The organism is Acidobacteriota bacterium (assembly GCA_026393675.1).
In the GTDB taxonomy this organism is placed as follows: Bacteria; Acidobacteriota; Vicinamibacteria; order Vicinamibacterales; family JAKQTR01; genus JBAXOX01.
This window is the reverse complement of record JAPKZQ010000045.1, coordinates 51,165-63,155: the sequence shown is the minus strand read 5'-3', so window position 1 is coordinate 63,155 and position 11,991 is coordinate 51,165. Positions and strand designations below refer to the sequence as shown.

The 11,991-nt window shown below is 65.9% G+C and carries 6 protein-coding genes; 3 read left to right on the top strand and 3 right to left on the bottom strand.

Annotated features, from left to right (window positions below; translation table 11 throughout):
• Window position 1: 1 nt before the first annotated feature.
• The 3 genes from NT151_11730 to bshC are packed head-to-tail and all read right to left on the bottom strand — an operon-like array spanning window position 2 to window position 4,869.
• Window positions 2-832: an XdhC/CoxI family protein gene (locus NT151_11730; protein MCX6539583.1), complete on the bottom strand. Its 831-nt coding sequence runs from the start codon at window positions 830-832 to the stop codon at window positions 2-4.
• Between the two features lie 26 nt (window positions 833-858).
• Window positions 859-3,195: a PBP1A family penicillin-binding protein gene (locus NT151_11725; GenBank protein MCX6539582.1), complete on the bottom strand. Its 2,337-nt coding sequence runs from the start codon at window positions 3,193-3,195 to the stop codon at window positions 859-861.
• Window positions 3,196-3,213: 18 nt separating this feature from the next.
• Entirely contained in the window at window positions 3,214-4,869 is a 1,656-nt protein-coding gene (bshC, locus tag NT151_11720; protein ID MCX6539581.1) for a bacillithiol biosynthesis cysteine-adding enzyme BshC, read from the bottom strand.
• 191 nt (window positions 4,870-5,060) lie between these two features.
• Between bshC and NT151_11715 the strand changes: the two genes are divergently transcribed.
• From NT151_11715 to carB, 3 genes are all read left to right on the top strand, one after another.
• On the top strand, window positions 5,061-7,277 hold the full coding sequence (locus NT151_11715; GenBank protein MCX6539580.1) for a PEGA domain-containing protein: 2,217 nt from the start codon (window positions 5,061-5,063) through the stop codon (window positions 7,275-7,277).
• Complete coding sequence (gene carA, locus NT151_11710; protein MCX6539579.1) at window positions 7,274-8,407, top strand: glutamine-hydrolyzing carbamoyl-phosphate synthase small subunit; 1,134 nt, start codon at window positions 7,274-7,276, stop codon at window positions 8,405-8,407. Before NT151_11715 ends, carA begins: the two co-directional genes overlap by 4 nt.
• 267 nt (window positions 8,408-8,674) lie before the next feature.
• The gene (gene carB, locus NT151_11705) at window positions 8,675-11,917 is read left to right on the top strand and encodes a carbamoyl-phosphate synthase large subunit (GenBank protein MCX6539578.1); all 3,243 of its coding nucleotides are present in this window, start codon (window positions 8,675-8,677) and stop codon (window positions 11,915-11,917) included.
• The last annotated feature ends 74 nt before the right edge of the window (window positions 11,918-11,991 follow it).

Here is an 11,991-nt window from a genome sequence, read left to right as displayed (position 1 = left end):
ACTACGCTCCTGTGCGGACCAGTTTCATGGACAATGACGAGGTGTCGGGCTGGTCGATCGCGCCACGCCGGACAGCCACCAGTTCAGCGACGATGCTGACAGCAATCTCCTCGGGAGTGACGGCGCCGATACGCAGGCCTATCGGGGCGCGGACCGTATCGAGCCACGCAGGGGCCACACCCGACTGCGCCAGGGCCTCCCTGATGCGCACGGTCTTGGCGCGGCTGCCAATCATCCCGACATAACGGAACGGCCGGCCGGCCAACGCCTGCATGGCGGTTAAATCGTGCGTGTGTCCGCGCGTGACGACGACGACGAACGCCGCCGGCGACAATTCGGTTCGCGTCAGCCACTCGGGAATCGGTTCGACGACGACCTCGACGGCGTCCGGGAACCGGGCCGTGTTGGCGAACTTGCTCCGATCGTCGACGACATGGACGCGGAAGCCGACATCGTGCGCGACAGCCGCTAGATGTTGGCTGACGTGCCCCGCGCCGATCAGGTACACGTGCGGGGATGGATCGAGCGGTTCGATAAAGACCTCCATCTGCCCTCCGCAGATGAGCCCGTGTTCTTCGGCCACATCATCGGTCAGGTCGTAGCGGACCACCTGCGCCTTTCGCGTGCGGATAATTTCGCGGGCCTTGCCGGCCGCGTCGTTCTCATAGCATCCGCCGCCAATGGTGCCAACGCTGTGCCCGTCGTCCCAGACGAGCATTTTCGCGCCGACGCGCTGGGGCGTGGATCCGCGAGTGGCGATGATGGTGACGAGCGCCGCGGCTTCGCCACGCTCGAGTGCGCGGACCACGGCGGAAAACACGGCTTCCTGCACGCCGCGATTATACAGGGGACTTGTTCCTAGAACTTGTGCAGCGTGCAGATCTCGGCCGGTTCGGCGCCGATGAGGAATCCTTCGGCGAACACACGGGGGCAGGCCGGCTGGGCGATCTTGCCGGTGTCACGGTCGATGTCCACGAACGTGATGCCACCCGGCACGGCGAACGAGGTGCTGGGACGCCCGGCGAGCGCGCCCATCATGAAGCGCGTCCAGATCGGGAGCGCGGCGATCGCGCCGCTCAATCCGAGCGGCTGGTTGTCGTCGAACCCCACCCACACCGCCGTCAGCAGTTCAGGCGTGAACCCCACGAACCAGGCGTCACGCAGATCGTTGGTGGTGCCCGTCTTGCCCGCCGCGTCCCGCGAGAAGCCGTAATTGCGTGCACTGGCGCCGGTGCCCTCGTTGAGCACGCTGCGCATCATGTTGGTGACCAAGAATGTCGCGTCTCGCCGGGTGATGCGCCTGACTGGCGGCGTGACCACCGGCAGGTCTTTCCCGCCATTGACGATGCGGCTGAGTGCGCGGAGAGGCCGAAGCTCGCCGTAATTGGGAAAGATAGTGTACGCCGTCGCCACTTCGAACGGTGTGGCTTCGAAGACGCCGAGCGCGATGGACGGATACGGCTTCGGCGCCGTGCTCGATCCGAACTGCTTCCAGAGCTTCGCGATCTTGTCGTAGCCGGTCATCTGGGCCACCTTGACGGTGGCGACATTGCGTGAATGGGCCAGCGCGCGCCGCAGCGTGATGGAGCCGTCGTACGCATCTTCGTAGTTGCCGGGCGTCCACTCCTTGCCCTCGAAGGTGAACGTGGTCTTCTCGTCCTCGACAACCGTCGCCGGCGTGAGGTCGGTCCGGCCCTCGGCGGCGGCATTTTCGAAGGCGGCCAGGTAGACGAACGGCTTGAAAACCGACCCCGGCTGACGTTTGGCCGCCAGCGCGCGGTTGAACTGGGACTGGCTGTACGACCGTCCGCCGACCAGCGCCAGGATGTCGCCCGTCCGCGGATCGATGGCGATCAGCGCCACCTGCGCACGCGTCTTGATCTTGCGGCGGCTCAACTGCTCGTCGATCTGCACCATGCCCGCGTGAACCGCGTCCTGGGCAATACGCTGCTGGTTGATGTCGAGCGTCGTGTAGATCTCCACCGGCTGGGTGCTGGCCAGCAGCCCGGGATACTGATCGGCGAGCACCTGACCGAGCAGGTCGATGAAGTACGGGGCTTCGGTGTCGAGCGCATGGGCCACGACCTGTACCGGCTCTCGTCCAGCGCGCTCGGCCGCAGCCGTGCTCACGTAGCCGGCGTCGGCCATCGCCTGGAGGACGACGTTGCGGCGGTCCCGCGCCCGCGTCGTCGAGGAGAACGGCGAGTGCGTGAAGGGCGCCTGAATGACGCCCGCGATGGTGGCCGCCTCGGCCAGCGACAGGTTCGTCACGTCCTTGCCGAAAAACAGCCGCGCGGCTTCGGGCACACCGTGGATGCCGAACGACCCCCGTTGCCCGAGGTACACGTCATTCAGATAGAGCTCGAGGATCTCGTCTTTCGATGCGCGCGTCTCGAGCACCATCGCGAGAAACTGCTCCTGGAATTTGCGGCGCCAGGACTTTTCGGGCGTCAGGAAGAAGTTCTTGATCAGTTGCTGCGTGAGCGTACTGCCGCCCACCAGGTACGGTTTATTCCCGCGGATGTTGGTGATGATGGCGCCGACAATACGGATCGGATCAATCCCGGGATGCTCGTAGAACCGGCGGTCCTCGATCGCGAGGACGGCCTGGACCATCATCCTGGGAATCAGCGACAACGAGACGCGCCGCCGCTTCTCGCGGTTGGCCGTGACGAGCGCGGTCATCAGCGGCTGCTCGAGCCGGACGGCGTCAATGGGGCGTGCGCCCACCACGTCAATCTTCTCGATCACCGTTGTCGGCACGGGCTTGCCGTCGGGCCCAATCGGTCCCGGGTCTCGAGGGCCAAGCGGCCTGAACGTGATGCGGATGGCGCGGCCGGGCTGGTCGCCTCCCCGCGGAAGCAGGGTTAGCAGGTTGTCGATGCGTGCGAACTCGCCGGGCTTCTCGGCTTTCGCGCGTTCCGCATAGTCGAGGTCGTTGAGCCGGTCCACGATCTGCTGCGCCGAGAGCCATTGGCCCCGCCGGATCTCGAAGGGCCTCGCGAAGACGTGGGGGATCGTTCGCACGCGTTCGCCGTGGAGCCGCTCATCGATCATCCGCGCAAACGTCACGTAGTAGTAGCCCGTGACGGCAAGCGCCACCGCGAGAGGAATCCCGAGGATGAGCGCAATCCACAGCTTGACACGCCGCGTGCGTCGCTTCGGTGCGGTCGGCTTCTTGAGTCGTTTGGTCACTGGCGGCACGGGAGTTCCTTAGATTGTCAGAATCCAGTGCGAGCCTGGATCGATCGGCAGGTCGCTCATCAACCGATCGATCAGGGCCGGCCCGTAACGGTTCAGGAAATACACGAACCCCGTCGACCGCTCCTGGGCGTGTCCGGCAGGGAACGCCTGCGCCTGCGTGCGCCCGAACTGTCGGCGGAGCGTTTCGTTGCGTTTCTTGGCGGCGTGGATGATCTTGGTATGCAACCCCTGGAGTTCATGGCGGAGGCGGCCGGCCACCGATCGGGCCGCGCCCTCCAGCGTCGGATCCAGCGTCGGCAGTGCCTCGATCAGCACCTGCATGCGCTGCTCGATGGTCGAGTCGGCATCCTGGAGCGCCTGGTCGACAGCGGGCGGCAATTGCGATTCGAGAAGGCGATTGAGCGTGCTTTCGTCCCGCGCGTGCAGATCTTCAAGAGGCACGCTGTACTTCGCCAGAAAGCGCACGCCGGCCGAATCAAGCAGCGTGGCCGACGCGCGCGGGTACATCAGGGGCATGGGTACGCCGAAGTCGGCGTACACGGCCTTGAGCTGCCCGAGATACGCCAGTTCGTTGGGCCCGGCCACGTAGGCGATCGTCGGGAAGAGCGCATCCTGCACAATCGGACGGAGCAGCACATTTGGGCTAAACGCCGCCGGGGTAGACGAGGCAAGCGCCGCCAGCGTCGTCAGATCAACCGCGTGCCCGTCCACCACAAACCGGCCATCGTCGAGTCCGATCGGGTGACGACCGCCATCGAGATGGAACATCGACACGTGGCCTGGCGTAGGCAGCACCTGGGCGTGATACCCGAGCGCCACCAGGCGCTGGCCGGCCTCCGCGGCCAACTCGGCGGTGCGGCCAGCGAACGCGGCTTCGCGCGCAAAAATGCGGCCGACCAGCGGCTTGGTTGCCGGGTCGGCGGCGTCGTAGACAATCAGGCCAAACTCGCCGAGGACGAATTCCAGCCATCGGCCGAACGCCTCGGACATCCCGTACCCCTGCCGGTACGCGCTGCGGATCTTAGTGAGGAGGCTGCCGGTAAATTCCGTGGGCGGGAGGATTTCTGCCAACCGGTCGACGCAGGCTGAGACATTGGCGTCCAGCATCACCCTGGCCACCGGCAGTTCGCCCGCGCCCGCCGGATTGGGCAAGCTGATGGTCGTGGGCTGCAGATCGGTATCGAGCACCTCGCAGCCGTTGACCTCGTTCCAATCGTGATCCTCCGAATCAATCCAGAACACGGCCTCGGTGGGAACCCGGAAGTCCTGCCGGATGCGCGCGGCAAGTTTCAGCGCGGTGATGGCCTTGAGCAGGGTATAGAGTGGCCCACCAAACAATCCCGCCTGCTGGCCGGTGACGACGACCACCGAGTCGGGATCGCGGAGCCGTTCGACCGCCGCCCGCGCTTCGGGGGGCGCGGCGCGACGCTGCAGTTGCCGCATCAGCGCGTCACAGAGGCCGACCCGCTCCCGGGGATGCGCCTGGGCACGCTCGATCACCTGTCGCCACGCACGCGCGTCGGTCGGGTGCCCGGCGTAGAACTCGAGCAGGCGATCAGCGCCATCCGAATAGTCGGCCGCAAGGCGGCGGATACCCGGGTAGCGGCGTAGACTTACCGCCTGACCAACGACGCCGGATGATACGGAATCGGGAAGTGGGGTCACCAGGAAACTACTGTCTCAGACGCTCCGATGACTGTCAAGCCGACGGCACCGCTGAGTCGCGCGCAGGTCCTCGCTACCGATTGAAGCGACAGGAGTTCCGTGTTAGTGTTCCGAGTCAGACGTTCGGTGATTAATGTCGGCGAACGTCTGATTCGGGACACTCACATCGGGCCAACGATCATTGTGAGGATTTGACTCCAGGCACCTCCTACTCGCCACCTTCGGCCTTCGGCCGGTTTCGACTCCTGCATCAGATTGGCGCCGGCGTCCTTGGCCCCGTTTTTCGCACGCACGACGAGCAGGAACAGCGTCTGGTCGCCGTCAAGGCGTTCACGCTCGACATCACGCCAGAGCGGGCGGAGGAGCTGTCGAACCAGCTGCAGCAGGTGGTCGATATCGACCTGGAGCACCCGCACATCGCCAGGCCGATTGCCACCGGTGTCGAGGATTCGGTGGCGTATCTGGCCCAGCAATACGTCACGGGCGAGTCGCTCGATGCCGCCATCCGACAGTACGGGCCGGCGCCGGCCGGCGACGTCGTGCGCCTGATTGGGCACGTGGCCGAGGCGCTGGATGTGGCCGCACGCGTAGGGGTGTTCCACGGGGCGCTACACCCGAGGGACATCCTGGTGACGCCGGGCGAAACCCACATCACCGGGCTTGGCGTGTCGATGGCTCTGGAGCGGATTGGCCAGCATGGACCGATCCGGCGGCCGTATGCCGCCCCTGAACGCGAGTCGGGGCTGGAATGGGGCGCCGCGGCCGACGTCTTTTCGCTCGCGGTCATCGCGTACGAAGTGCTGACCGGGCGTCGCGCACTGCCGGGCACCGAACAACCCCTCCCGGGACTCTCTGATCTCCAGGTGCAGGATGCCGCGGCACTTCGCGAGATTCTCGAGGCCGCGATCGATCCGGACCCCGAACGCCGGCCAGCGAAAGCGCGCGATTTCGTGAGCGCGCTGGCTGCGACGCTGGTTGACGCTGGAGCCGCTCACGCGCCTGGCGAGCGGGGAAGCGGCTCGCGCCGCAAGATGAAGTCCCGGGCGGCCAAGCTGCCGGGTCTTGACGATCCGTTGATTCCGGAAGAAGCGGCAGCGGCAGCCGCAGCGCCTTCGACTCCGGTCGGTGGGAGTGAACCCGCTCCGGCTGACGACGCATCGCCAGAGAGCGGCGCGAATCTGGTGGCGCCGGTCGCGCCATTCGAGACGCACGACGTGGAGCAGGAACCGCCTCCGGCTGCGCCGCTCGAGCCGGACCTGCTCGCGCCCGACCCTGCCGTTCCACTCGCCGCCGAGCCTTTCGAAGTGCCCGAGCTTCGGATGCGGCCAACTCCTCACCCGGAAGAGATGGTGTGGGCTGCCCTGTCGCCAGCTGGCGTTCCGCCTCGCGCAGAACCGCACGAATCAGAGGCTGCTGCGTTATCGTCGCTCTTTGCTCCGGAGCCGGCTGAACCTTTATCGGCGCCGCCCCGAACAACTGGCCCCGACTCATTTGTCGACGATGCGCGAGATGCTGAGCCGCTTAGGTTCGATCTTTCTGTGCCGCGAGCGATTGACCCGACGCGTGGCGCCGAGAGTTTCTCGCGGCCGTCAAGACGATTCGAGCCAGATCAGGCGTCCCGCAAAGATCGTTCTTACGCGCCGATCGCGATTGCTGCTGCGGCCGGCTTGTTGCTGGGTTTGCTCGGGGGCTACGAAATTGGTGCGCGGTGGGGGCAGAGCACTCCCGCGACCGCGACCCAGCCCGCGCCAGCCGGTGAACCGGCAGCCCGACCGGCAGCGGCCGCTCCCGTGACGCCGCCAGCGTCAGGACCTGCGCAAACGGCCGTGTCGTCTCCGGTTCGCGAGCAGGCCGCGGCCGCACCGCCCGCTGTCGTGGGCCCAGGCGCGGAAGCGCCGAAAACCTCCGGAGGCGAGGCGCCAGCGAAGGCCACGACGCCGCCGGTCGTCACGCAAGGGCGGGTCAATGTGCGCACGGTGCCGCCTGGCGCCGACGTATCACTGGATGGTGAACGCGCCGGAACCTCTCCGCGGATGCTCCGAAGACTCCCGCTCGGGATGCACGTCGTCCGCGTGGCACTTTCCGGTTACGTCGCGCAGGAACGCAAGGTCACCATCACGGCGGCGCGGCCGGCCGTTCGAGTCGATGTCACGTTGCGCAAGGCCGCCGGCAAGGAGCCGGCTTCAGCTCCAGCCATTTCCTTTTCCTCGCGTCCACCCGGGGCGCGCGTGATTCTCGACGGCAAGAACATGGGATTGACACCGTTCACGTTGAACAGGGTCGCGCCCGGGCGCCACACCATCGAACTGAGGCTCGCGGGCTTTCGCCCGTGGACCTCATCCATCACGGTCGACGCGGGCAAGCCGCAGCGCGTGACCGCATCACTCGAGAGGGCGATATCACGGTGAAGGCCGTTCTCGCCTTGGAAGATGGCTCCTGGTTCCAGGGCACGGCCGCCGGCGCGGAAGGCATCGCGTCCGGCGAAGTCGTGTTCAACACCGCTATGACCGGCTACCAGGAAATCCTGACCGACCCGTCGTACGCCGGACAGATGGTCACGATGACCTGTCCCGAAATCGGCAACTACGGCGTGACGGCCGACGATGTGGAATCGCGGGCGCCGCAGGTGTCGGGCTTCATCATGCGCAGCCCGTCGCCGGTCGCGAGTAACTGGCGGGCGACGATCACCCTGCATGAGTATCTGGCGGCGGCCAACATTGTGGCGATCGGCGACATCGACACGCGCGCGCTTACGCGCCGGCTTCGCTCGGCGGGCGTGATGCGCGGTGTGATTGCGACAGGGTCCGCCTGTGATCCTGACGATCTGGTGGCTCGGGCGCGAGCCGTGCCGTCTATGGTGGGCGCGGACCTGGTGCGGCAGGTCACCTGTGCAGAGGCGTTCGACTGGCCTCCAGCCGGGGCGATGGCCGGGTCGGGCGGATACGATCTGCCGGTCCCACGGCCGGCGAGCAGGCCGTTGCACGTCGCGGCCTACGACTTCGGGATGAAGTGGAACATTCTTCGTCGACTCTCGGCCTATGGCTGCGCCGTTCGAGTGTATCCCGCCACAACGCCTGCCAATGTGTTGGCGGCCGACCGACCCGATGGCGTCTTCCTGAGCAACGGCCCGGGCGATCCTGCCGCGCTGCCGTATGTCATCGCCAACGTGAAGGCACTTGTCGATGGCGACGTGCCGCTGTTTGGCGTCTGCCTGGGGCATCAGGTGCTGGGACTGGCGCTTGGCGCGCGGACCTTCAAACTGAAGTTTGGACACCGGGGATCGAATCATCCGGTCAAGCACCACGAGACGGGTCGCGTCGAGATCACGTCGCAGAACCACGGTTTCGCTGTTGATCCGGAGACACTGCCGCCGGACGTCATCGTGACGCACACCAACCTGTACGACGAGACGCTCGAAGGGTTCCGTCATCGCGACAAGCCGATCTTCAGCGTGCAATACCATCCCGAGGCCTCGCCCGGACCGCACGACGCGGACTACCTGTTCGGGCGGTTTGTCGACGCGATGGAGCGCCGATAGTGTCCCGTATCAGTGATTGGCGACCTAAGTCCCGGAGCGCGGCGCCCGGATCGCAAGGCGCGAATCGCGAGAATACCGGGAGTATTTGAGCGTTGAGCAATCCGCCTTCGCCAAGGCTACGGCGGGACCTAGCCAAAGCCCGATCGCACCAGCGGGCGACGGCTGGCGCAGCGAGGCCGGGGCCCCCGACGCGGCAACCGCGTTGGGGTGGCAGGCGGGATGCCCCGCCCGGGAATTATGATGCGAATCACTGATACGGGACACTAAATGCCGCGCCGAACTGACATCAAGCGCGTGCTGGTGCTGGGGGCCGGGCCCATCGTCATTGGCCAGGCGTGCGAGTTCGATTACTCGGGATCGCAGGCGTGTAAGGCGCTCCGCAGCGAAGGCATCGAGGTGGTGCTGGTCAACAGCAATCCCGCCACCATCATGACGGATCCGGAACTCGCCGACCGCACGTACGTCGAGCCGCTCACGCCCGACTTCGTTGAGGCGATCATCGCCCGCGAGCGACCGGATGCGCTTCTGCCGACGGTTGGCGGCCAGACGGCCCTGAATCTGGCTATCGCCCTGGCCAAGAGCGGCGTGCTGGACCGCTACGGCGTCAAGCTCATCGGCGCGTCGGTCGCCGCCATCGAGGTGGCCGAGGATCGCCTGAAGTTCCGCGACGCGATGCGCGAGATCGACATCGAGGTGCCGCAAAGCGGTTACGCGCGGTCGCAGGAAGACGCGCTGGAACTCGTCAAGACGCTGGGTTTCCCCTCGATCATCCGCCCGTCTTTCACGCTGGGGGGTGTCGGCGCGGGCATCGCCTACAACGTCGAAGAGTTCCACGACGTCGTCCGCCGCGGCCTCGCGATGAGCCCGGTGCACGAGATTCTGATCGAAGAATCCGTGATCGGGTGGAAGGAATTCGAGCTCGAGGTGATGCGCGACGCGGCGGATAACTTCGTCGTCATCTGCTCGATCGAGAACATCGATCCGATGGGCGTGCACACTGGCGACAGCATCACCGTCGCGCCGGCGCTCACGCTGACCGACAAGGAATACCAGCGGATGCGCGATGCCGCGCGGCGCATCATCGCCAGGATCGGCGTCGAGACCGGCGGGTCGAACATCCAGTTCGCCATCAATCCGCAGGACGGCCGCATGGTCGCCATCGAGATGAATCCGCGCGTGTCGCGGTCGTCGGCGCTGGCGTCGAAGGCGACAGGATTCCCGATTGCGAAAATCGCGGCCAAGCTTGCGCTCGGGTACCACCTCGACGAGATCCCCAACGACATCACACGGCTGACGCCGGCCTCCTTCGAACCCACCATCGACTACGTCGTCGTCAAGATCCCGCGCTGGAATTTCGAGAAGTTCCCAGAGGCGGATCGCACGCTGATGACGCAGATGAAGTCGGTTGGCGAGGTGATGGCGATCGGCCGCACCTTCAAGGAAGCGTTTATGAAGGGCGTGCGATCGCTCGAGATGGGGCGGGCGAGCCTGCTGTTCGATGATGTGGCGTCGCGCGAGGAGGATGACGACGGGCTGCGGCAACGGCTGTCCACGCCGAACGACCGCCGTGTCTGGGCGGTGTTCGAAGCGCTCGAGCGCGGCTGGCCGCTCTCCGAGCTGCATGGATTGACGATGATCGATCCGTGGTTTCTAACGCAGTTCGCCGAGTTGGTCGCATACCGGCGCGAGTTGCGGAAGACGCCATTCGCCGACCTGGGTGAGGATGAACTGCGTCGGGCCAAGCGGGCCGGGTTCAGCGATGCGCAGATTGCCAGTTGCCTGGGCACGAGCGAGGCAGCGGTGCGCGGACGGCGCGACACGCTTGGTGTGCGGGCAGTCTACAAGCGCATCGATACGTGCGCGGCGGAGTTTGAGTCCTTCACGCCCTACCTGTATGGGACCTTCGAGCGGGAGTGCGAATCCTCGCCCACGCCGGCCCGCAAGGTCATCATCCTCGGCAGTGGTCCCAACCGGATCGGGCAGGGTATCGAGTTCGACTATTGCTGCTGTCACGCTGTGTTCGGCCTTCGCGAGGAAGGGTTCGAGACCGTGATGGTGAACTGCAACCCGGAGACCGTGTCGACCGACTACGACACGTCCGACCGGTTGTACTTCGAGCCGATCACGCTCGAAGACGTGCTCGCCATCGTCGAGAAGGAGCGGGAGGCAGGTGGGGAGGTGGCGTGTCTCGTGCAGTTCGGCGGGCAGACGCCGCTGAAGCTGTCGCTGCCGCTGCAGGACGCGGGCGTGCGCATCCTCGGGACGTCGCCTGATTCGATCGACCTGGCGGAGGATCGCAAGCGGTTTTCGGCGCTCCTCAACGACCTCGGGATTCCACAGCCGAAGAGCGGGACCGCGACCTCGCGCGACGAGGCGCGTGATGTGGCGGCCTCGATCGGGTATCCGGTGGTGGTGCGTCCGTCGTACGTGCTTGGCGGCCGCGCGATGGCGATTGTCTACGACCCGGGCGCGCTCGATCGCTACATGACGACGGCCGTGGATGCGTCGCCGGACCATCCCGTGCTGATCGATCGGTTTCTTGAAGACGCCTTCGAGTTGGACGTCGATGCGGTGGCCGACGCGACCGGCGCCGTGATGATCGGCGGCGTGATGGAGCACATCGAGGAGGCGGGTATCCACTCGGGCGACAGCTCGTGCGTCGTGCCGCCGTACCTGGTGGCCGACCGCCATCTCGAGACGATTCGCGACTACACGCGACGCATTGCGAAAGCTCTTGGTGTGGTTGGCCTCATGAACGCGCAGTTCGCGATCAAGAGCGACACCGTCTATGTCCTCGAGGTCAACCCCCGCGCTTCACGTACGGTCCCATACCTGTCGAAGGCGACCGGCGTGCCACTCGCCAAGGTCGCGGCCAAGGTGATGGCGGGTCGATCGCTGGCTGAACTTGGGCTGACGCGCGACCTCACCGTGGACGGCGTGTTCGTCAAGACTCCGGTGTTTCCGTTCATCAGGTTCCCGGGTGTCGACACCATTCTCGGGCCCGAGATGAAATCGACCGGCGAAGTGATGGGCGGGGCATCGACGTTTGGCGAGGCGTTCGCCAAGGCGTACCTGTCGGTCGGCCAGGAGCTGCCCGCGTCCGGCACCGTGTTCATCAGCGTCAACAACGGTGACAAGCCCAACGTGCTCACGACCGCGCGCGACCTGGCGACGCTCGGATTCCAGATTGTCGCGACGCGTGGGACGGCCGCGTATCTCCGCGCGCACGGCGTGGAGGCCACCACGGTCTTCAAGGTCAACGAGGGTCGGCCGAACGTGGCCGACCAGGTGGTCAACGGCAAGGTGCAGCTCATTATCAACACGCCGCTCGGCCGTGCGTCGTTCTTCGACGACCGTGCGGTTCGCCGCGCTGCCATACTGCACGGTGTCCCCTGCATCACGACGCTCACAGGCGCTGCGGCGGCGGTGAGTGCCATCCGCGCGCTGGGCACGCACAAGCTCGACGTGCGCGCGCTCCAGGACTATCACGCAGGATCTGCCAACCGCTGAGTCGTTCCAGATCGCAGAATCTGCCATCGCCTGATACGGCCTGACGGCGTTGGCTGTGTTTCTGGCCCGCGCTG